Origin of the sequence: Vibrio pacinii DSM 19139 (genome assembly GCF_000711795.1) — a bacterium.
GTDB lineage: Bacteria > Pseudomonadota > Gammaproteobacteria > Enterobacterales > Vibrionaceae > Vibrio > Vibrio pacinii.
This window is the reverse complement of record NZ_KL543976.1, coordinates 174,635-198,308: the sequence shown is the minus strand read 5'-3', so window position 1 is coordinate 198,308 and position 23,674 is coordinate 174,635. Positions and strand designations below refer to the sequence as shown.

Annotated in this window: 17 protein-coding genes; 11 read left to right on the top strand and 6 right to left on the bottom strand. The window is 44.1% G+C overall.

Going from position 1 to position 23,674, the window contains the following annotated elements:
* Positions 1-7 precede the first annotated feature (7 nt).
* Positions 8-490 carry a ferredoxin-type protein NapF gene (gene napF, locus BS19_RS20035; protein WP_084186036.1) on the bottom strand — a complete coding sequence of 161 codons (483 nt, stop codon included), beginning with the start codon at positions 488-490 and terminating at the stop codon, positions 8-10.
* Positions 491-779: 289 nt separating this feature from the next.
* Between napF and narQ the strand changes: the two genes are divergently transcribed.
* The gene (gene narQ / locus BS19_RS15850; protein ID WP_051686568.1) at positions 780-2,465 is read left to right on the top strand and encodes a nitrate/nitrite two-component system sensor histidine kinase NarQ; all 1,686 of its coding nucleotides are present in this window, start codon (positions 780-782) and stop codon (positions 2,463-2,465) included.
* A complete protein-coding gene (locus tag BS19_RS15845; RefSeq protein ID WP_038176593.1) occupies positions 2,452-3,084 on the top strand; it encodes a response regulator in 633 nt (210 codons plus the stop codon). Before narQ ends, BS19_RS15845 begins: the two co-directional genes overlap by 14 nt.
* A 49-nt stretch (positions 3,085-3,133) precedes the next feature.
* Here BS19_RS15845 and dcuC read toward each other — a convergent pair whose 3' ends face one another.
* The 3 genes from dcuC to BS19_RS15830 all read right to left on the bottom strand — a co-directional run bounded on the left by dcuC (position 3,134) and on the right by BS19_RS15830 (position 6,577).
* Positions 3,134-4,501 (bottom strand): anaerobic C4-dicarboxylate transporter DcuC, encoded by a 1,368-nt coding sequence (dcuC, locus tag BS19_RS15840; protein ID WP_038176592.1) that lies wholly within the window; start codon positions 4,499-4,501, stop codon positions 3,134-3,136.
* Positions 4,502-4,785: 284 nt separating this feature from the next.
* A complete protein-coding gene (locus BS19_RS15835; protein WP_038176591.1) occupies positions 4,786-5,619 on the bottom strand; it encodes an EAL domain-containing protein in 834 nt (277 codons plus the stop codon).
* Between the two features lie 322 nt (positions 5,620-5,941).
* Positions 5,942-6,577, bottom strand: coding sequence for a hypothetical protein (locus BS19_RS15830; protein WP_038176589.1), 636 nt, complete (start codon positions 6,575-6,577; stop codon positions 5,942-5,944).
* Positions 6,578-6,679: 102 nt separating this feature from the next.
* Between BS19_RS15830 and BS19_RS15825 the strand changes: the two genes are divergently transcribed.
* The 3 genes from BS19_RS15825 to BS19_RS15815 all read left to right on the top strand — a co-directional run bounded on the left by BS19_RS15825 (position 6,680) and on the right by BS19_RS15815 (position 8,171).
* The gene (locus BS19_RS15825) at positions 6,680-6,928 is read left to right on the top strand and encodes a DUF2164 domain-containing protein (protein ID WP_038176587.1); all 249 of its coding nucleotides are present in this window, start codon (positions 6,680-6,682) and stop codon (positions 6,926-6,928) included.
* Between the two features lie 137 nt (positions 6,929-7,065).
* Positions 7,066-7,605 carry a cytochrome b gene (locus tag BS19_RS15820; RefSeq protein ID WP_038176586.1) on the top strand — a complete coding sequence of 180 codons (540 nt, stop codon included), beginning with the start codon at positions 7,066-7,068 and terminating at the stop codon, positions 7,603-7,605.
* Positions 7,602-8,171, top strand: a complete 570-nt coding sequence (locus BS19_RS15815) for a YceI family protein (RefSeq protein ID WP_038176584.1) — start codon at positions 7,602-7,604, stop codon at positions 8,169-8,171. The genes BS19_RS15820 and BS19_RS15815 overlap by 4 nt, the downstream gene beginning before the upstream one ends.
* A gap of 102 nt (positions 8,172-8,273) precedes the next feature.
* Here the strand turns inward: BS19_RS15815 and focA are convergent, their stop codons facing one another.
* Complete coding sequence (gene focA / locus BS19_RS15810) at positions 8,274-9,722, bottom strand: formate transporter FocA (RefSeq protein WP_038176583.1); 1,449 nt, start codon at positions 9,720-9,722, stop codon at positions 8,274-8,276.
* A 250-nt stretch (positions 9,723-9,972) separates the two neighbouring features.
* Here focA and BS19_RS15805 point away from each other — a divergent pair, with 250 nt between their 5' ends.
* On the top strand, positions 9,973-10,878 hold the full coding sequence (locus tag BS19_RS15805; protein ID WP_038176582.1) for a LysR substrate-binding domain-containing protein: 906 nt from the start codon (positions 9,973-9,975) through the stop codon (positions 10,876-10,878).
* A 174-nt stretch (positions 10,879-11,052) separates the two neighbouring features.
* The gene (locus tag BS19_RS15800) at positions 11,053-11,538 is read left to right on the top strand and encodes a DUF1097 domain-containing protein (protein ID WP_038176581.1); all 486 of its coding nucleotides are present in this window, start codon (positions 11,053-11,055) and stop codon (positions 11,536-11,538) included.
* Between the two features lie 102 nt (positions 11,539-11,640).
* On the opposite strand, the gene BS19_RS15795 is transcribed toward BS19_RS15800, so the two are convergent.
* Positions 11,641-13,272: an ATP-dependent endonuclease gene (locus BS19_RS15795; protein ID WP_038176580.1), complete on the bottom strand. Its 1,632-nt coding sequence runs from the start codon at positions 13,270-13,272 to the stop codon at positions 11,641-11,643.
* Between the two features lie 230 nt (positions 13,273-13,502).
* On the opposite strand from BS19_RS15795, the gene BS19_RS15790 reads away from it, so the two are divergent.
* From BS19_RS15790 to pulA, 4 genes are all read left to right on the top strand, one after another.
* Positions 13,503-15,254: a bifunctional metallophosphatase/5'-nucleotidase gene (locus BS19_RS15790; protein ID WP_038176579.1), complete on the top strand. Its 1,752-nt coding sequence runs from the start codon at positions 13,503-13,505 to the stop codon at positions 15,252-15,254.
* A gap of 461 nt (positions 15,255-15,715) precedes the next feature.
* Complete coding sequence (locus BS19_RS15785) at positions 15,716-16,672, top strand: TerC/Alx family metal homeostasis membrane protein (protein ID WP_038176578.1); 957 nt, start codon at positions 15,716-15,718, stop codon at positions 16,670-16,672.
* Between the two features lie 292 nt (positions 16,673-16,964).
* On the top strand, positions 16,965-17,156 hold the full coding sequence (locus tag BS19_RS15780; RefSeq protein ID WP_038176577.1) for a hypothetical protein: 192 nt from the start codon (positions 16,965-16,967) through the stop codon (positions 17,154-17,156).
* A gap of 408 nt (positions 17,157-17,564) precedes the next feature.
* Positions 17,565-23,609, top strand: coding sequence for a pullulanase-type alpha-1,6-glucosidase (gene pulA, locus BS19_RS15775; RefSeq protein ID WP_038176575.1), 6,045 nt, complete (start codon positions 17,565-17,567; stop codon positions 23,607-23,609).
* Positions 23,610-23,674 lie beyond the last annotated feature (65 nt).

The window sequence follows — 23,674 nt, the reverse complement described above, 5'->3', positions numbered from 1 at the left end:
TTCCATACTAAACTGCATTGCTCACAGAGATTGACGAAGTAGGGCATGATGAAACACAAGCACCGCATCCGTTACATGCGTCTATCTCTATACTGGGTTGTGCTACTTGACCAATCGCCAATTTAAATTGGATTGCCATGGTGTCGCACTGTTCGCCGCAACTGCGGCATTCGACATTTTTATAAGCCAAACACGATTCACTGATGTTGGCCTTTATATTCCAAGGTGTTTGTTGCTGTGAAAGAAACAGTGGTTCAGGACACGACTTTGCACAGCGGTAGCAAAACGTGCATTCTCCGAGAGAAAAATCAATCTGTGGAAAACCACCATCACCTTTAACGATAATTTTTGTTTCGCAGCTATCGACACATTGACCGCAGCGTGTACACAAATCGGTAAAATTGTCGGTTTGTTTCAACCAAGGCAATCGCGCTGCGCTATCTTGTAACTTGCTTCTAAAAAACAAGTTTCTCTTGGTAAGATCTACCACTCTCATACCTCAAATAATTGAAAATTGTGAAACCACTTGAGAGTCTGTTCATTATTTGTCACTTCTGTATATAGAAATTCTAGTTTTTGACATAATTGTATAAATACCCCCAAGGAGGTAATTGAGTGTTAAAGTTGTTTCAGATCAATAAACTTACACGTGAGTGATCACATATTGTCGAGTAAAATAACATTAAGCTTAGTCAATAGCGGCACTATTTCTATTTAAGGTTTAAAAATTGTTAACAAAAAAGGTAAAAAGTTCGGTCACCACCACGATTGCGAAAGCGATGGTGATGATTTTATTGCTTTCTATTGCAACAACGGGCTTTGCGATTTTTACCTTAGCTTCTAGTTTAAACGATGCTGAAGCTGTCAATGTTTCAGGCTCAATGCGTATGCAAAGTTACCGATTGGCTCATGATATTCTGGCTCAATCAGACGAATACAAATTGCATATTACTCAGTTTGAGCGATCGATGTACTCGCCGTCGATGAAGGCACTGCAACATTGGTCTGTCCCACAAAATATCACCGACGATTACTACCAAATTATTACGCGCTGGCATGAGTTAACACAGGTATTAATGAGTGACAATAAGCGGCAATATCTTGATTTGGTCGCCGGTTTTGTCCAGCAGATCGACGCTTTTGTGTATAAGTTGCAAGACTATTCTGAGAAAAAACTCATCTCGCTTGCCGTTGTTGGCGGATTAGGGCTCGGTGGGGTGTTACTGATTAGCATATTTGTTGTCCATTACACCCGTAAACATATCGTTGGGCCATTAAACACTTTAGTGTTGGCCAGTGAACAAATTCAATCACGCTCATTTGATGTTGAACTTGATACAAAAAGTGACAATGAAATGGGTATTTTAGCGCGCGCGTTTAATGATATGGCGCGTGATCTTGGCCAGTTATACCAAGGCCTCGAGCAAGCTGTCAGTGAGAAAACGCATAAACTCCAACACGCCAATCACTCTCTCAGCGTGTTATATCGATCGTCCCAAGAACTGACTGCTGCAAGAATTACGGCCCATAACTTTGCGGCGATTCTTAAGCAGATGATGAGCCTTGAAGGCGTCGTTGCTGTGCGCTTAGAAATACTTCAACCCGGCGAGAAGGCATTAGTGTTAAGCGAAGGACAAATCGTGAACTCATTAACCGATGATTATCATCAAGATCCGTTGATTCTTGATGATATTCCCCTAGGAACGCTATATTGGAAAGCAGCACTTCCATGCCCAGACCAAGCGTTGATTGATAACTTTGTTCAGATGCTGTCACGCGCGATCTATTACAATCAAGCTCAGCGTCAAGCAGAGCAACTGTTAGTAATGGAAGAACGCACCACGATCGCAAGAGAGTTACATGACTCACTCGCCCAATCTTTGTCATATTTAAAGATACAAGTCTCCTTGCTAAAACGTAGTATGGACAAACTGCCTGATTGTAGTGAACGAGAAAAAACCGCCCCGCTTATCCTTGAGTTAGATACTGGTCTTCGCGCCGCCTATACTCAATTGAGAGAGCTGCTGACAACATTTAGATTGTCGATCAAAGAGGGCAGTTTTGGTAACGCGCTGCAAAGCATGGTAGAGCAACTTTCAGAACAAACGGACGCTAAGATTTCTCTTCGCAATGAGCTTTCATCTATTGCGATTGAAACAAACCAACAAGTACATTTATTGCAATTGATTCGAGAAGCAACCATCAACGCGATCAAACACGCTCAAGCGAATACCATTACAATTGAATGTACTGAAAATGATGATGACGTAACCGTGGTCATTAAAGATGATGGTGTCGGTTTTGATGGCAAGAGCGAAAAAGCCAACCATTATGGTCTGAGCATTATGCAAGAACGTGCCGAAAGGCTAAATGGACAATTGAACATTATCACTAATCGAGATACCGGGTGTGAAGTCTATCTAACATACCCAAAATTGAAGGACTCTAACGTTGATAGAATGTAACGTATTATTGGTCGATGACCACCCCTTAATGCGCCGAGGCATTAAGCAACTTCTTAGTTTTGAAGATGAATTTAATGTCATCGCTGAAGCGAGCAACGGCACTGATGCCGTGGCGCTGAATCATGATCTAGAGCCTGATTTAATCTTGCTAGACCTGAACATGAAAGGCATGTCGGGCCTTGATACTCTTAATGCACTACGTGCTGACGAGTGTGACGCAACGATTGTCATTCTAACGGTTTCTGATAGTACCGCGGATATCGAGGCAATCGTCAAAGCTGGCGCAGATGGCTATTTACTTAAAGATACAGAACCTGATGAGTTGGTTGATCTGCTCAAATCTTCGCTAAAGGGAAATAAAGCTTACAGTAAACAAGTCGCGCAATTCTTAGTTGATTATGGCAATCAAACTAGCGTGTTTGATGAGCTAACGGATAGAGAAACACAAATATTGCAGCAGGTAGCAAAAGGGCTAAGAAACAAACAAGTTGCCAATGCGTTGTTTATTTCTGAGTCGACCGTTAAAGTCCATATGAAGAGTTTGCTGAGAAAGCTTAAAGTGCCTTCACGTACGGCAGCGACTGTGCTCTATCTTGAGCGATTTGGCGAGAACAAATAAAAAGGGCGCGTGTGCGCCCCCTTTGCTTTTGACATTTTACTTGCTTGTATTAAGCGTACATAGGTACCAAGACCACCGTGCCTAAAATGACGGTAATCAAACCGCATAGCACGGGTACTGAGGTACGTTTTACTACTTCAAACGGGCTGATATTACCCATGCCTGAGGTTGCCACCACGACCCCTGATACTGGTGAAATCGTACGGCCTAAGTTAGAGGCTTGTAGCATCGGAATGATAAGAAAGGCAGGGTTGATTCCCATCTTGGCCGCGAGTGATGGGGCAAGCTCGACAAACGCGTAGAAGGGGGCATTACCTGAACCAGTCGCGATGGCGGCGGCTACCGTTAAAGCGGTTAGAATTAGCATTAACGCCATGCCACCTGCACCAGCACTTTCTGCCAAATGAAGTAAGTTATCAATCGCTCCGATCGACATTAACCCCTGTGCAAACACACCCGCGGCCACCAACAACATAACCACGCCTTTAAAAGCATCTGCCATACCTTCATAGCAAGACTCAAGGTCTTCGAGGGTTTTTTGTCCATCGAACTTTTTCACCACATAATCGACCATAGCGCTAATGAAGATAGACAGTACGACGATAGTGTAGATATCAAGTGTTAAACCTGGAATCGTACGACCGTTAAAAAGGAACACGCCAACAATCGGTAAAAATGGTAACACCGAATAAAATCCAGGTGCGTTGACTTCGATCTCTGATACATCAACACGTTCCATTGGCGAGTTGTCTTTTTTATCCAGATATTTGTTCCAGAAAAAGGCAGCGGCGGCCATAACAATAATCGCACAGATAGAAACGGGTAGTACGGTTTGGACAGCAAACACATCAAGGCTCAACCCAGACTTTTCCGCGGCAATAACCACATCACCAGAAGTCGGTGAGAGAATGATCGCCGCCGGTGACGCACAAACCGCGACCGCTGCAGGTCGAGAGATACCCATTGCGGTCATCATAGGGAATAGGGTAGCCATTAACAAAACACCAAGACCCGTCGCTGAACTTACTGCTAATGACATCAAACATGCCACGATATAAGCGGCAACGAGTAACACATAAGGTGATTTAATAACTGATAGTGGTTTAGAGAACTGTTTTACAACCACGTTATTCGCACCAATATGAGTCATATAAGCGGCGAAACCACACAGCAACATGATCTGCATACCTAAGCCACCGCCACGATATTGCAACATATACTTCACATACTCTAACGCGTCGGTCAGCATATTACCGGTCGAACTAATTTTAGCAGGCAGAACAGCATGTCCCATTACGCCAGTAAGAATTAGCAGCAAGATACCCGCCGCCAGTAATACCCCTGCCGGTTTGTATTCTTTTACAATAAAGTATCCAACCGCAATGGTCACAACTAACCCAATTAAGAGCTCCAACATAGAAATCTCCTGAAATAATAATAATCTTATAAGAAGTGTTTCAAATTATGTCTGGTAATGTACAGAAATCTATCTTGTAGCACGAGAGCAACTTGGACATCTCATGATCTAGAGCAAAATATCATTAATCTCATCATTATTAGATAAGTCCATTGTTCTAATGAGGTTTTGTAGTTGTTAAAAGTGATAGTAATGAAATGACAGAGCAAAGAGGGCGGGACTAACGTGGGGCGCAAGGTCGACGTGATCGTAAAATGTGCAGTAAGCGAATAATGTCGTCTAAATTAGCGATAAACACAGCTTGGATCACCGAGTGCCGCCAACTCAGTGGCATCATCACTATAAACGGCCTCAAGTGGCTCTGGAGTTGCTAAATAATAGCCTTGGTACATATCAATATGTAGCGCATGCATCGCATCAAGCTGCGGCTGAGTCTCTATGCCTTCTACAACCACTTTGGCGCCTACTCGTCTCGCTAAGTGGATACCTGACATTAATGGAAATGGTTCACCTTTCATGTAGGCAAGCATTAGTGAGCGGTCAAGTTTGACGATTGATGGTTGAAGTTGTTCGACACGCTGTCGATTCGATGCGTCAACGCCGTAATCGTCGATAGCAATATGAAAGCCACTTTTAGCGAGTTTATCCATGGACACTTGCAGCTGTCGTTCATCGGGAACTTCAAGTTCGACGACTTCCATAACTAACTGAGAGTTATTTAGGTTGAGCGCCTTGATACGTTGCGACAGTAGACTCGAGTCGATGTTATCAAGTGACAGGTATTGTCCAGACGAGGGCAGAACATTGAGAAAAAGTTGTAGGTGACGATATTTAGAGTGAGCAAAGTTACGGATATGAATCACACGGCTGAGGCGTTCGACATTCATTTTGTCATTGAATTCGAATTTATCCGAGTGAAAGAAAGTATCAGGTCGGACGTTCCCCTGTTCAATATCTTCAATTCGGACTAGGGCTTCGACACCAATGATTTGTCCGCGAGAGTCAAATATCGGCTGGTAAACACTGCTTAAGACTAGCTTCTTATACTTAGCAATATATTGTGATTGGTCATTCATCGCTAAGCAATCAACGAACTGCTGTTTAGTAGAGAGTATCATAGCAAGTGTTGCCCTCAGCGCTTAAAAAATAGTCGATATATAACAATCAGTTTAACTGAACAAAGTGTTAGTAAACCTGCATTAATCATTCAAGTTATATGAGCAATCTACGGATTGGAAGACAGCAAGTTATGGGGGGTGATTTTTTTGAATCCAGATCTCATCATTGACTATTCACAAGTCGCACAAACGAGCAATTTTTCACCATTAATCATAGAGTAACAGACGTTGTGAGTTGCCAGGCGTAAGAACACTAACTCACATTACACATGATTCAACGACGAAACAAAGCCATAAGCTAGACAGAAAACATGCTAGATAGTTAACTAAGTTGAACCACAGAATAGAGTTGGATGTATTTACGCACTAACTGTTGGTCTGTTGCACGTTTCAACGGGTGTGTAAATTTGACAAAGTAGGGACTGAGGTTGAAATGTTTGTCCATTGTTTGCGCCAACAATGATTCACTTTCATACAGGGTAATGCCTTGTACCTTGTATTCGTCCACTTCTTCAGGAAGCTGACCTGTCCACCAATGAAGGAGTTCGCGACTTTGTTTGCTGCGGGTAATCCAGTGATCAGTCAATAAAAGCAACAGATCGTTAGGTTGAACGGCGAAACCATATTCTTGCTGCCATTGGGCGACATTTCTAAACAGTTTTTTACGGCAAGAAGAGCCCGCACTGACCAAATGTGAGGTGAGAATCCATACGGTTCCAATTTCAGAGCTGACTCGGTAATGATGCGGCAATTCCACCGAGCTCGATGTGTCTAACGGCTTGTAATCATAATCATGACCGAATTCGTTCAGTGTACGAGACAGACGACGCGCGAAAGCCAAACCTAGGTGATGTTCAGTCATTCCTTTGTTGTGAATGGTAGGGTAGTGTTTTTCACACAATGTCATACAGTCAGCTTGGAATTCATTAACGCTCTGTACGAGCACATCCAATAACAAGATCCATCTCTCCATTATGAGCAATTAGCAGTTAAAGACTAACACGCGCTGGTTATGATTCGTTACACTTAATCGAGAAAAATCACGGAGCTTTAATGGTTTATGTCTAAGATTGAATTTACATCACAACAAAAACAGGCGATGTGCCGCGCTCTACAGCGTTACCTAGAAGACGAATTGGATGTAGAAATTGGCCAGTTTGATAGTGATTTTCTTTTTGATTACATTGTCAGTAAATTTGGCCCCGCCTTTTATAACCAAGGCTTATCCGATGCACAAGCGGTAATGCAGCGTAGGATGCTTGATATCATTGATGAGTTTGATGAAATATCGCAGATCAGTGAGTTTTAAAAGTTTCTTCAAATTTTTCGAACGAGTTCATCAAGTCAAACCGCTGTCGACTGTGTAAATAATAGTAAATACTGTATTACACAACAGAGATGAGATGTACTCTGAAAAAAAGACTGATCATAATTCAGGATAAGTAAATGAAATCAGACGTAAAAAACTACAGTTTGCCTAAGCGCTCTATGCATTGGATATCGGCTTTGGTGGTGATCAGTATGTTTGGAGTTGGACTGTGGATGGTTGACCTTTCTTATTATAGTGAATGGTATCGCACTGCACCTCACTGGCATAAATCGATAGGGATTCTTTTAGCTGGCTTGACGTTATTTCGAGTGGTTTGGAATCTGGTTACACCGTCACCAAAAATTGAAGGTACACGCTATGAAGTACTGGGCGCAAAATTAGCGCATTTAGCGATGTACGCGATTCTTTTCATCCTGTTTGTCTCAGGTTATCTGATTTCGACAGAAGATGGTCGGGGAATCGAAGTATTTAATTGGTTCACCGTTCCTGGTCTTGGCGCGTTTTTTGAAGGACAGGCAGATTTATCTGGCGAAATTCATTTCTACGCAGCATGGACTCTGATTATTTTGGCAAGCGTACACGCGGTTGCCGCACTTAAACACCACTTTATTAACAAAGACAATACGCTACGCAAGATGATAGGAGCTTCAAAATGAAAAAGACTTTATTCGCTACCGGATTAGCAATGGTAATGGCATTACCGTTTGGCGCAAGCGCAGCAGATTATATGATTGACACCAAAGGCGCACACGCGTCTGTTAACTTTAAAGTTAGTCATCTCGGTTATAGTTTCATCAAGGGACGTTTCAACAAGTTTGACGGTCAATTTTCTTACGACCCTGCCAATGTAAGTGCCTCAAAAGTTATGGTTAACGTTGACACAACCAGTCTTGACTCAAATCACGCTGAGCGTGATAAGCACATTCGCAGCTCAGATTTTATCGATGCGTCAAAATACGCCACAGCCACTTTTACCAGCACTAGTGTGGTAGACAAAGGCAATGGTCAGTTAGCCGTAAATGGCGACTTGAATCTACACGGTGTCACTAAGCCAATTACTATTGATGCTGAGTTTATCGGTGCAGGCCAAGACCCTTGGGGTGGTGAACGAGCTGGCTTCTACGGCACAACACGTCTTGAGCTTGCTGATTTCAACATCGCCGTGATGGGAGCGTCAAGCTACGTAGACATGGAACTGCATGTTGAAGGTATTAAAAAGTAATTTCTGCCCATCAAAAGCAAACAGCCCCCAACCTAAGTTGGGGGCTTTTTTGGTCAAGCGACTTATTTCCTAACCAAAACCTTAGCAAATGAACGAGCTTTGTTACGCGGTTTCTAAGTGTTGTTCATTGACGACAGTAATACGTTCACCGTAGATTGGACGTAACGCTTGTAATACATCCTTACGCTCAATCACACCGACTAATCGACCATTCTCTAGTACTGGCAAAACATGTGGCTTGTGTACTTTTATCGCTTTCGCACGTTCTTCCAGAGAGAGTGTTGTCAGATGGGTTGCAATACCCATACTCGTCGTTGGATAAAGCTGATCTTTGTCGATACACAGGAATTCGGCGATATCAACCAGCTTATCTCGCGCATCAATTGCGACGACATCACGCGACATAATATCGACCACCTTTTGTTGTTTTTGTGGAATATAGTCTTGGCACCAAAGATCAACCATAACGTCATGCGTGGAGAAAAAGCCAACTAAACGTCCTTCAATATCACATACTGGCGCGCTAACTTGTTGATTGTCGAGTAGCGTATCAATGGCAACTGGAACCAGTGTATCCGAGCTCAATACTACTGTTTGGGTGTTCATAATGTCGTTTGCTGTGATGTTATTGTTCATAGTAAGTTCCTTAGCCGTATTTATCTGAGTTGTTGTTGTGATTGCTTGTACATTTGCGGATTTAAGTTGTGGCCGACGATAAAGACTCCAGTTAGCGAGGCCAACGAGCACGGCGCCACCAACAATATTGCCGAGTGTCACTGGAATGAGATTTGCCACGATGAACTGGTGAATATTCAAGTCTGCATATTGCCCAGCGCTGGCGCCAACTTGTTGCCAAAAACTGTCAGGTGCAAACGTTTGAATAACGATTCCAAGTGGCACCATAAACATATTGGCGACGCAGTGTTCGAACCCACTAGAGACAAACATCGCCACTGGCATAATGGTCATTGCTGCTTTGGTCAGTGCGTTAGTACTGCTGAAGGTTAACCATATTGCGAGACATACCAAAAGGTTACATAACACCCCTAAAGCAAATGCTTGCAGTCTTGTATGGTGTAACTTATGTTGGGCAATATTGAGAGCGTTTAATCCCCATTGGCCATGGTCCATTTGGTATAAACCAGCCGCGGTGACGATCGCAAGCAACAACATGGCACCGATAAAGTTCCCGACATAAACTTTGCCCCAGATGCTAACCATCTTGCCAAAGCTGATTTGCTTATTCGCCCAAGAAATACTCGATAGTACTGAGCTGGTAAATAGCTCACCACCGCATATCACGATTAAAATTAATCCCATACTGAACGCCAGTCCGCCAGCAAGACGGCTAATACCCCAGCCTGTATCGTTATTTCCGGTTGTCACTGTGATGTAAAACAGAAAAGCGAGTCCAATAAAAGCGCCAGCCATCACGGCAAGACCTAATGTCATGGTGCTAGATTTTTTCGTTTTACTTAGGGCGAATTTTTCAGCCTCTGCCATCATTTCTGAGGGTGAGAAGCACTGGTTATTCGCTTGCGCTGTCGACATACGCACTCCCGACTATCAAATTCATAAATAACTCCTTGATTAAACAGTGAACTTTGCGTCACTGCCCATTTAAACTACGATGTCAGGTGCTAAAGGTAAAATTGATAATATTTAAAAACCGTATCAAAATTATTGATATGGTTACGAAGCTAGGTAAAATGAAACGGCTTGCTTATAGACGAGTAACAGTTTGATAATCGTTAAGTTTATTTGGTGACAATGTCACCTTACTCACAAGGATTGGAACGCGATGCGTTATTCATTAAAACAGCTTGCGGTTTTTGACACCGTTGCCGATACAGGCAGTGTTAGCCAAGCTGCAGATAAATTAGCGTTAACTCAGTCGGCGACCAGTATGTCGTTGGCTCAACTCGAAAAAATGCTTGGTCGACCTCTGTTTGAACGTCAAGGAAAGCAGATGGCCTTAACGCACTGGGGAATGTGGTTACGGCCTAAAGCTAAACGCTTATTGCAAGATGCCCAGCAGATAGAAATGGGGTTTTATGATCAGCATTTGTTAAGCGGCACCATTAAGCTGGGCGCGAGCCAAACACCCGCTGAACATTTAGTTCCTGATCTCATCAGTATTATTGATAATTCATTTCCTGAAATGAGAGTTGCTCTCAGTGTCGAGAGTACCGATATCGTGATCCAAGGTGTTTTGGATTACCAATATGATCTTGGCATCATCGAAGGACGCTGTGACGACAATAGGATTGAACAAGAAGTGTGGTGTCGTGATCACCTAACAGTCGTTGCCGCCGCACACCATCCGTTTGCTAAGCACAAAACCATTAGTTTGGCTCAACTGCAACAAGCGAAATGGGTGTTACGCGAACATGGTAGTGGGACACGAATGATTTTTGACAGTTCAATGCATCACCTAATTGCAGACCTTGATGTTTGGCGCGAATACGACCATGTTCCTGTGCTTCGCAGCATGGTCGAAAATGGTCAGTATCTCACTTGTTTGCCTTATCTCGACGTTGAACGTTTTATTGATAGTGGCAAGCTTATCGCTTTGAATGTGCCTGACCTTAATATGGAGAGAACACTCTCATTTATCTGGCGTGCTGATATGGTTGAAAATCCACTGGTCGAATGCATTAAGCGCGAGGGCGCTAGGATGATGAAAGGCAAACCAAGCGTGTTGTAGAGCTAACCTGATATTTCCTATATCTGTTGAAATATCGATTGCATCACAATTTAATGAAATTCATACACCATTGTTGCTTTGATAATGTGATCGAATCGTTATTTGTTGGGCGGTATTTTGCTTACCATGGTGCCTTGTACATTTGATGTGTCAAACCACACAAGGCAAGACGTTATGAGCACTCTCGTTGCAATATCACTTACTACTGGCATTCTTTCTGGCTTATGGGGTTGGATCGCGGTATCACTGGGGTTACTTTCTTGGGCTGGCTTCCTCGGATGCACCAGTTTCTTTGCCTCACCTAATGATGGCCTGAAAGGACTATCAATCAGTTTGATGACCAATATCAGCGGTGTTTTTTGGGCGATGGTGATCATCCACGCTTCGCAATTCGCTTCATTGGAAATTGCAGGTTATGTGATTACGGCAGTGGTTGCGTTCGTTATGTGTATTCAAGCAAAGAAATCCTGGCTCGGTTACATTCCCGGCACCTTTATCGGTTGTTGTGCAACCTTTGCTGCAGAGGGTAACTGGAAACTGGTGGTTCCTTCGCTGATTTTAGGTGGAATTTTTGGATATCTAATGAAAACAAGCGGAGTGTGGTTACATCAACGGTCAACTCAATCTCAGGCAAATGGTGGTTTGCAAGCTCGCCCTTAGTCTGTGATGCATTCCTGAACATGGCTCCATGTTGTTAGGGATACCCCCGATTAATTTGTATCAACCGTTTTGATACGCGGCACCTAGTTTGGTGCCGCTTTTTTATGTGTTGCCATTCGCCATTGTCACTACGCGCTTTAAAGTCCAACGCAGTAAGATAGGAATGCCTTCAATGCCTTTTTCTTCGCAATGAGAAACTATCGCCAATGCGAGATCGGGTTTCGCGTATTTTTTTAGGACACGAACGACGACTTTTTTTGCTGGGATTGGGTGATCGAGTGGAATCTTAAGCATGTGCTTAAAGAACGCTTCAAAACCGTTGTTGTAAAGGAAGTGTTCAATATCACGATCAGGTAACTCCGTTAAGCGATGCCTTTCTTGATCATGTCCGAGCTGACTTTTGACTGTGGCCGCGTATTTTTTACCTGCTGGATCGCCATCAGTAACCACGTGCCAATCAATGCCAAAAGCCTTAGCAACTTTAATCAAAGATTTAAGACCAGACTGTGCAAATTCAATAATTTGAACACCTTCTGCTGCCAAATTATACCCACATTGATTGGCAAGTTCGTTGAACAGCCAAACCTCAGTCTCTCCTTCAACCAATAACCAACAGCGAGCGAACAGGGCGCCTGAACGATGAAATCGAATATGAAAACCAATGCGGCGTAATTCGTCATGACCGAGTTTTTGGTCAGATAAATAGGTCGTAATTGTTCGATCAGACTGTCTGACTAAACGGCGGATACTAGATAACGGTACTTGGCGCAATAGATCGCCACTATTTGTCGTAAGGATCTTTTGCATTGGTAATAATTGTAATAACCCCCAAGCTCGAGCTAGGTGGGTTGGGTGCAATCTACCCTCAGGATCTTCCACGATCAATAAAGGCCGTGCACAGCGGCGCAGGGTATTCGGCCCCTTCGCTTGGAGGTAGGCATTGAGCAACCCCATCAAAAGCAGTCGGGTTTGCTTATCTTTTGTTTCTTCAACAACTTGGGCGAGACTTTTAGACCCCGGAGCTGCATTATAAAAAATACCATCGCGCTGTTTACGCATATTCTTTCGACTACTCGGTTTAAACGAGAAATAGTGCTCAACTAATGCGTTCATTGAACTAATGCTACTGCGCATTTCGCCTTTATTAACATGTCCTGGAATCGCCATTAAACGCCGATAGGTATTATCGATACGTTTTTCAATCCGAGTATTCACATCTTTATGGCTCACAATAGGCCGTTCAAAGCGACGTGAATCCTTAAGACGAATGACCGGATGCAGTGACATTAGCTCTTGCGCCAATTTTTCTGAATGATGAAGAGCAAGTGGATTGCCATTTGCATCAAGAAAACTATATCGGGTGGTGATATTGTGCCCATCACGTGAAGCGCTCAAACGATAGATAATCCGATAGCCATTATGTGGGTCATCAACCCAAATGGGCTTAATTTTACGATAGCGTCCAGAATGGATTTCTTGTTTTTCAGTTGAGACTAAACTGAGCACGATTTGTAAATGCTGAGACTGTGGATGGGCGATGGAATAATCAACATGAAAGTCTGTCATTTCAAATTGATAGGGCACACCTTCAGGTGGGAGAGCGACACATAAAGCGTCGAGTAACGAAGATTTTCCCCATGTGTTTTCACCAATTAATGTGGTGAGTTCATCGAATGCAATTGATAGGCGCTTAATGCCGCGAAAACCGGAAATCTCAATGCGCTCTAGCTTCATAGAGTGACTCCATTACGCTGTTATTCATTTAAGCATAATAGAAAAACCGTGTTATAGCAGACATTTAGCTCACAATGTGACATATGAGTGGTAATCAAGGTTAAATCGCTTTAGCGCTAATAGATCAAAGTTTTTAATGTCGCCTGAATTCAGTTTTCATAATTAATGTGAAATATAATGAATCTGTCATATTGAATGCGGTACGATGTAATGGAACAGAGAGAAGGTATATGACAGATAAAAACAATAAAACAACGAAACTACGTCTAGCGCACATCAACGATACACATTCGTACTTTGAACCTACATCGCTCCAACTGGCCATTACGGTCGATGGTGTCGAACTTGCCCCGTTTGTAAGCGCGGGTGGTTTCGCCCGTATCGCGACTCGCGTCAAACAGCTAAAACAACAAGCAGAGCAAAACCAGCAAGGCTTTATTTTTTTGCATGCCGGGGATTGCTTCCAAGGCACGCTGTATTTTTCGCTCTTTAAAGGCGAAGCCAATGCCACCATGTTAAATGCGCTCAATATTGATGTAATGGCACTGGGCAATCACGAATTGGACATGGGCAACGAACCCGTGGCACATTTTGCCAATAGAATTCAATTTCCGTTACTTGCCGGTAACTGGGATCTGTCAAATGAATTGGCCGCAAAACCAATCAAGCTTGGCAACAACAGCAAAGTTGTCAGTTTCGATGCGCAAAAAAATCGTGCCCAATGGATAGAGAAATCTGTCGATGGTGAAAAGCTGGCGATTTTTTCATTAGCACTGGACAAAATGGCCGACATCTCGAATCCCGACTGGGATACGCCATTCGTCAATGCTATTGAAACGGCGAAAAACACCGTAGCAGCTATACAGGCCAGTGGCATCGATAAGATTATTCTTCTTAGCCATATGGGCTATGAGGCCGACCTTGATCTGGCGAATCATGTCGATGGCATTAGCGTTGTAGTCGGCGGTCACAGTCACCGGCTGCAAGGTGATTTTAGCGGTCTAGGTTTAGTTAAAGATGACGATTATGGCGTTAAAGTGAAGCAAACGTACGTCGTTCAAGCGGGATTACATGCGTTGAGCCTAGGTCACTGTGATCTTGAATTTGCCGCCGATGGGACACTACTTAGCTTTAACGGTAAGAATGAATTACTGCTTGGTCGTCGGCTGTTTATTGATGCCAATATGAGCGAAACCCACAATGATTCCCCTTATCAGGTCGCGCGATCCTACATCGATAATCACCCCAATGTCGTGGTATGTAAAAAAGATCGCGATCTGCAAGCACTGCTTGAAGAAAAATACACCAGCCAAGTTCGACAGTTGCAAAAGCAAGTTATTGCCGTTTGCGAGCGTAAATTGCGTCATGTCCGTATTCCTGATGAACAGGGGCCGAGCGAAATTGCGCCTTTAGTGGCTGAGTCCTTTATGTATAAGATGAGTAAACTCGGTCATCAAGTGGATTTTTCCATTCATAATGCCGGTGGGGTGCGCAACTCACTCAGTGCGGGTAGCATCTCCATTGCTGATATAGCAGGAAAATTATTGCCCTTTGCCGTGCCTATTGGTATCTACCATATCGAAGGACGCTATATTGCCCAAATATTAGAAGGGGCAATTAACAATGCACTCAACAATGGTGTCGTTGGTACTGGAGATGGCTCATATCCGTATACCCATCAGTTAAGCTTTGACTATTTATGCGATGCCCCAATGGGTGAACGTATTAAGAACCTGATGCTTTTAGAACGTGACGGAACTTGGCAACCTGTTGAAGAAAATAAAGTTTATTGTGGAACTTCATCTGCCTATACCATGAAAGGCAAAGAAGGCTATGAAGCAATAACGTACATGCAGGGCGAGGGGATCGTGACCACTGTCTCGATGGCAGATTGCTTAATCGACCTTTTGACTGACCAGCCAGAGGCGCTCAATCGAGCTAACATAACTGACATTAATCAGCGCTGGCATAAAGGTTGCTAATACTTCTATGAGTCCAAGCTTGCGTGATATCGCACTCAAGGGGGGAGTTATGTGGAGTAAAGATTGGATAGATATCGCTGTGATTGCTAGTTGGATAGGGATCTGGACTGCCTTAGTGTATTTTGTACCGTTTGGCGGAATTTGACTATTAATTAGCAACTAAAAAAAGAGCATTTTTTTGCTCTTTTTTTGATTTTTATTATAGACGAACGCCAAATTGAGGCATAAAATCCGCGCTGTTTGGGGAGTAGTCGCCAATGGTTTACTTATCGTCATCTCGATAGTCGTTGTTTCTATCCGGTAAGTATAAACACCACTGATAGGCGGTATCAGTGTGTTTCGACGAGACCAACGTATTCAAATACTGCACAGCTTTACTCGCTGTGTAGAGGTTTTGTTTGCGGTAGGGATCGTTACACGTCATCTTTTTTCAACGCGATCCCTCCGTTTTAGGAGGACATATGACCCCAATAACTTACATCAGCTTTGCACTTCTGACCCTAACACTGGTTAGCCTTGATATTTGGCAAACGCGTGGTGGCAAAGTAACGATCAAAAAAGCGGCAATCTGGAGCCTCATCTGGTTTGCATTGGCGTTTCTATTTGCTGCAAGCATTTATCTTTTTTGGGATGTATATGCACCAGGCAGTGAATATAGCGCACATAATGCTAGCATTGCTTTTATCACAGGCTATCTGCTTGAGAAATCACTCAGCGTCGATAACCTGTTTGTGTTTGCGATCATCTTTCACCAATACCTCGTGCCAGAGCATTTACGTCCGCGAGCTCTGTTATGGGGGGTGATTGGCGCGCTGTTATTGCGTGCAGTCATGATTGCGGTCGGCGCGCAATTACTGGCGCAATACCACTGGGTGCTGTATCTATTCGCACTATTTTTGATTTGGACGGGTATTCAGCTAGCGCGTGACAAAGGTGAAGAGTCGGTAAACCCGCTACCGGAGCGGTTAATTCGCCGTTGGATCCCTGTCAGTGAGTCATTTTCAGGTAATGCGCTCACTGTTATTGAGCAAGGGCGACGTGTTGCAACACCTATGTTCATCGTGATTGCAGTGATTGCGTTTATGGATGTGATGTTTGCTTTAGATTCCATCCCTGCGATCTTTGCTGTTACACGCGAGCCGTTTCTGGTTTTGGCTGCGAACGTATTCGCGCTACTCGGCTTGCGTTCCTTGTACTTTGTTTTACAAGGCATGATGGATAAGTTTATTTACCTTAAGCCGGCGCTGTCATTCATTATGGTATTTATTGGTATCAAAATGATGTTGGTCGGTAGTGATTGGGAGATCCCAACCTTGTGGTCTCTAATGGTGTTATTAGCGACAATGACCATTGCGGTTGTTGCTTCGATGATCAAGCAACGCAAGCAAACACCTGAAATCGCGACTAATGCTGAATAAGTAATTGTATTGTCGTAGTATCATGCCTTGCGTATCAAGACACATTAACTTGTAAAATATGTGTAAAAAACCAACGCAAGGCATGTGGTTTGAAAAATTATTATTCATTAATAATGACTGACAATGAAAGAATATGCAGATTTACTAGATAGAGCGCACTTACGTCTGTTAATGAGTTGTTTCATTAGTTTTTCTAATTTAAAAAAAGAAAATTTGTCATTTTTTGACCAGTAAATTATTGCCTATCATTAGCCCATCAAAACGAACTACAACAGTTTATAGAGAGGCAATCATGGCACAAGCAATGCAAATGGGTAGCATCAATGCTCCTATCTCTATGGATAAAAAAACCTACTCGGTTTCTTTCAAAGGATTGATTGCACACTTATTAGATATTCTATTTGTTGATAACAGTGAACCACGTGCACATTATGCAACTGATTTATCTGGGCATATGCAAAGAGATATTGGATTGTATCGTTAAATTCAAATAGACGATTTTAGAAAGCCAGCCTTGTTGCTGGCTTTTTTGTAGGTGCAATTTGTCGCCACGCTTTGGTTACGTTCACCATTGAGTACGATTTAAACTTTGGCACAGTGTCATAATTCTCATCAATAAGACATGTTGTGCTATTGCTACAGTTTCTCCTTCATCTCCTACTACAAACTGTCACACAACTCACTAAATAGCGCCAAATCTAGTAATTTCATGATCGATATGGGTGTGCTTATTGTGATCTCAATACAAGTTATTTTTCTCATCCCCACGCTCTACGCCTTCCGAATCAGAAAGATAGGATGAGGTAATCATTCTAAGTGAACTTATAACGTTAGCTTGAGTTGTTACGACTCACTCATAAACAAGAACGTGAATTAATAACGGATTAATATAATGAACATCAAGCTAACAAAACTCAGCCTTGCTATGGCATCGCTAGGATTGCTTGCCGGTTGTAATGATCAACTAGACGTCCAAGTAATGGATGGGTACATAGATAATGCCCAAGTGTGGTTAGACATCAATGGTGACTTTACCTATAGCAGTCAAGAGCCATCGGCTATAACCGATCAAAATGGGTATGCTTCCATCTCCTTAAGTGGTTTAACCAATGATGAACGTCAAGCATTACTCATCGCTCAGGTTAAGCGTGGCCAATCAATCGACAGTGATATTCCGGGTGTCACTGCGGCGCGTGATTACGCCATGCTTGCACCAGCAGATACCACTTTGATTACACCTTTTACTACCTATATTTCATTGCAAATGGCGAGCGGACTTAGTGAGAAACGCGCAACCAACAAACTGCGTCGTTATCTACACCAACCCAAGCTGCGCTTGGATAGCGATTACCTCGCCCAAAACAATCTGACCCTTGCCGCGAGCGCAAAAGCATTGAGTCAAATTTTACCCAGTGATTATCAACAGCAAGACCGCCAACTGATCCTAAATCGGTTGGAGCTGGGTATCAAAGTACTGGGTAAAGAGATCAAACGTCAAAAGGGTCAGTTGAATAATACCACGCTGTATTTAGATGAGGCAGGACAGCCAGTCATAGGTATCGATAGCGATGGTGACGGCGTTGCCAATCAAATCGACCGTTTTCCTAACAATTTTCAAGAATCAGTCGATTCTGATAACGACGGCATTGGCGACCACGCCGATCTTGATGATGATAACGATGGCTTTAGTGACTTAAACGAGTGGGCGGAAGGAACCAGTCCATACGATGCCAATAGCCAACCGGCCGACTTAGACGGTGATAAAATCCCCGATCGGCTCGATCAAGATATCGATGGAGACGGGTGGAGTAACGATGATGAGCAGCGACTAGGCAGTGATCCGTACTCCGCAGCGAGTCAGCCAAGTGATTACGACAGTGATGGCATTGCCGATGCTGATGACCAAGACATAGACGGCGATGGTGCGATTAACCAGCTTGATCTTTTTCCTAAGGATCGCTTTGAAAGTCGTGATACCAACGGCGATGGGCTCGGTGATTTTGCCTCAAGTGATGACGATGGTGATGGTATTCCTGACTCTATCGACCCCAATCCTAGCAGCCCTGATAATACCTCGACGCAACCGGCGCCACATTACCAACAAGCCGTGATTTATTATCGACGTGCCGATGGCAACTACACCGATTGGGGATTGCATCTATGGAATAACGGCAGCTGTGATGCCATTGATGAGCAAGCACTAGAAAACGTTGCTTGGGATAATCCTCTGACGTTTCAAGAAATTGATCCTGAGTTTGGCGCCAAATTTGTTGTCTCTTTAAAAGATAATCATGGTTCGTGTATGAACTTTATCGTCCATAAGGGCAATGATAAGGCCCTTGGAGGGGACGATCTGAAAATAGAGTTCTCTAAAGGCAATACGCTCTACACTACCCATGGCAATTCAACACTCAAATATTCACCAATCGAGCAGAGCGTTGTAACGTTATCAGGTGCGGCAGCGCACTGGCTAAGTACTGATACATTGGCATGGTTCGATCATTCGGCTGCTGCGAGCTACCAACTGTGGTCGACACGCGATGGCGCTGGTGATATCAACCAACCGCAGCAATTCACTAAGCATGACTTGTTGCTTGCTGGTCAAATCGACAACACTAAATACCCACACCTCAATGGTCGCACGCAATTTTCGCTCGCTATCACCGAACAACAAGCAAAAGCGATACTACAAGGTCAGCTGATTGCCGTCGCTCTCGACCAAGATGGCCAACCTTTGGTTGCAACTCGCGTGCAAATTCCGGGCGTCATTGATGAGCTATACACGGCGGGAGAAAACGACGCTGACGAAGCCAAACTCGGCAGTTGGATTGAAGCTGACACCGCGAATTTTTCTTTGTGGGCACCAACCGCGCAACTGGTTGAACTCTATCTCTATGATAACGAAAAAAGCCTATTGCCAAGCTCACCAGTCGCGATGACGCGAGACTCTCAAACCGGCATCTGGCATTACCAAGCAAGTAGCGAGCTGGAAAATGTTTTCTATCGCTATCGTGTTAAGGCCTATCACCCTAAAACTGACCACGTTGAGTGGATGATGGCAACCGACCCGTACTCTTTGTCACTCAGTACATCGAGTTTGCACTCACAACTGGTTGATCTGAGCTCAGCGCCAACCAAACCGCATGGTTGGGATACTCAACCTATTCCAGAACTCGATAATCCAGAAGACAATATTATTTATGAACTGCATATTCGCGATTTTAGTGTCAGCGATAGCAAAGGTTCGCGGGCACGTAATGGTAAGTATGGTGCCTTCTTGGAGCAAGAAAGAGAAAGTGTTCAGCAACTTGAAGCGCTTAGTCAGGCAGGCTTAACTACGATTCACTTATTGCCAAGTTACGACTTAGCATCTGTCCCTGAAGACGAAGCGAAAACCGTCAATTTACATGATAGCGTTGAAAAGCTCTGTACGATCAACCCTGAAGCGACCTTATGTAGTGACGGAACCAGCCGCAGCTCGACTATTATTGAGCTGTTAGAGCAGACGGACCCAAGCACGGGTGAAGCGCAGGCTCTCCTCGCCGACATTCGCCCATTAGACGGTTTCAACTGGGGTTACGATCCTTTCCATTATAGTGCGCCAGAGGGAAGCTATGCGGTATCAAATGATGGTACTGACCGCATACGCGAATACCGCGAAATGGTACAGAAACTCCATCAAATGGGATTCCGTGTAGTACAAGACGTGGTATACAACCACACATACTCATCAGGTCTGTACGACAAATCGGTACTTGATAAGACGGTTCCGGGTTACTACCACCGTCTTAACCCAATCACAGGCGCGGTCGAAAACTCTAGCTGTTGTGACAACACCGCCTCTGAAAACCGTATGTTCGAGAAACTGGTTGCCGACAGTGTCATGATGTGGGCGACAGATTACAAAATCGATGGTTTTCGTTTCGACCTGATGGGTCATTTAATGAAATCAAGCATGCTACACATCTACGAGAAAACCAAACAGGTTGACCCTGATACTTGGTTTTATGGGGAAGGGTGGAACTTTGGTGAAGTCGCCAACGGCCAACGTGGCGAGAACGCAACACAATGGCCAATGGCAGGAACGGGGATCGGTACCTATAACGATCGACTGCGCGATGGTGTTCGTGGTGGCGGTCCATTCGACAGTGGTGATGCGCTGCTGAAAACTCCAGGTTTTGCGAATGCAGGCAACCGCTTTGATGATGCGTTAAAATCGAAAATGGATCTGATCCGTTATGGTATGGCGGGTAATTTACAAAACTATCCACTTGAAACCTACAGTGGCAGCGTTGTGTATGGCCGAGACTATCAATATGGTGGACAAGGCGCGGCTTACACTCTCGATCCTCAAGAGTCGATCAACTATGTATCGAAACACGATAACCAAACATTGTGGGATTTCAACCAATATAAAGCCGCCGCTGAGGTTAGCCCTGCGGACCGAGCAAGAATGCAGATCGTTGGTCTATCAACTGTCATGCTTGGCCAAGGGGTGCCTTTCTTGCATATGGGCTCTGAGTTATTACGCTCGAAATCGATGGAGCGTGACAGCTATGACAGCGGAGATTGGTACAACAAAGTCGATTTCAGTAAACAGTCCAATAACTGGAACATCGGTTTACCACGAGCGGATAAAGACCAAGCCAATTGGAGCGCTATCCAATCCGTCATCAAAAACCCTAACACCGTTGCTTCTGCCACCGATATCGAGTGGACAGACAGCGCGTTCAAGACGTTGTTACAGGTTCGTGCCTCGACACCTCTACTAAAGCTGATCACAGAGCAAGAAGTGATCGATCGAGTGCGTTTCCACAACACTGGCAATCAAGCGTTACCGGGATTGATTGCGATGTCAGTCAATGATGGTGTTTCTGTCGGTGCGGATCTTGATGACAATAACGATGCGATCATGGTCATCATCAATGCTAACACTTCATCGCAACAATTGACGGTGGCTGGGGCGCAAAGTTTTGAGCTGCATAGTGCTCAGCTTAATTCAGATGATCCACAAGTTAAGCAGGCAACATTCAACAATAGCACCTTTACGGTACCAGCCTTAACGGCAGCCGTGTTCGTACAACCGCAAAATGGTACGCAAGGTGAGGGGCTAACTAGCAGCACAGAACCAGTTGATGTTGCACCCTACGGCAATACTAACGTCTATGTTCGCGGTTCAATGAATGGCTGGAGCACAGATAATGAGATGGTCTACAGCGGTGATGGTCTTTATACCTTTAATGGCTATTTCACTCCTGGGACGTATGAGTTTAAGCTTGCATCAGAGGATTGGAGTAGCGTCAACTTAGGCTTTACTGCATTTGCAACGACCCAGGGGATGGTAAGTATGCAAGACGCAGGTAACGGTAATATCCAGATCACGATTACTGATCAGGGCGTTTATCAATTTATCCTCGATGCCAACCAAGTAACATCGTTGGGGTTAGAAGTGGTTGATAGTCAACTTGATTATGGTTGTTACGCCGATAATAACCGTGCTTGTGACCTACGCATTTACCAAGTGATGTTGGAATCGTTCGTCGATAGTGACCCTAATCATGATTATGGTGTTGGTTATGGCAATTCGCACCACAATGGCGACTTGCAAGGAGTCATCGACAGTTTAGATTATATTGCGAATCTTAATATGAATGCACTCTGGTTAACGCCAGTGTTTGATTCATGTGCAGGTCAAGGGACTGATGATAAGCTTGATGCAACAGGCTACTTTGCTTGTGACTACTTCAACGTTGACCCTAAATTTGGCACCAACGAGCAGTTAAAAGAACTGATTGATAAAGCCCATGCCAAAGGTCTATACGTATTGCTTGACGGCGTGTTTGGCCATACACATATCAATGGTGTTAAAGCCTCTCCAACAGGTAAGTTACCTTCACTAACATCCAAGCAAGGTTACCCAGGACAATATGTTACTTATCCCAACCAAGACAGTGAGGCTTTCTTTACTGAGGTCGCAACTTACTGGATTGAGCAGTTCGCTATCGATGGGTGGCGACTGGATCAAGCCTATCAATTGCCCCTAGAAAGCTGGCGTAACATTCATAATGCGGTAGAAAAGGCTGCAAATGACAACTTGGTTGCCGGTAAAGAGTGGGGAACGCTAGGGTATATGGTCGGTGAGGCTTGGAGCGGCGCTGACGAAATTACCCGTACAATATATGGCAGCGATAGTGCACCAGGTTTAGCATCGGCGTTTAACTTTCCGCTTCGTTATGGATTAGTTCAAGCACTGGCAGTTGAAGAGTCGGGCGTTAAAGGTAACGCTCGTGCGCTAGATGCCAGTTGGAATAGTCGATCTAATTCGCCTTATCATGCAATGCCAAATCTAATGATCGGTAATCATGACTTAGTGCGTCTAGGCGACTTAATTCAACGTGGTCAACTGGGTGATTATGCAAAACGCCACAAAGCCGCTTATAGTTTTCTTGCTGCCTATTCAGGGCCAATTACACTTTACTACGGTGAAGAGATTGGTGACGAAGTCGCAAACTTTGCCGCGAAAGTCAGCACTGATTGTGTTGACCAAGGGCTATGTGATGATCACGTTGCACGTTCGAGCGCTAAAATCGAGGGGGTGACAACAAGTACACTTAGTCCGGAACAGGCGGAATTGAAGGCTTATCTAAGCAAATTGATGGAGATACGCAGCCAATATCCAGCGCTTTATGCTGGTGAACGCCGCAATCTTTGGCTTGATGACGCGCTTTACGCCGACTTAAAGGTCAACAGCAGTCAACAAATTATCTACGCGCTCAATACCGCAGATACACCACGCACATTGACGATTGATTTATCGCGCTTGAAAACCACAACGCATCTGGTCGATTTGCTCAGTGGCGAGGTGATTGATCTGACTGATACTGGTAACCAGATTTCGCTTCCAGCCATAACGGGTAGACTGTTACTGGTAAAATAAGCTGATGAAACAGCAAACAAAAAGCGCTCTTGAGTGAGCGCTTTTTTTAATACTCGATTTAGTTC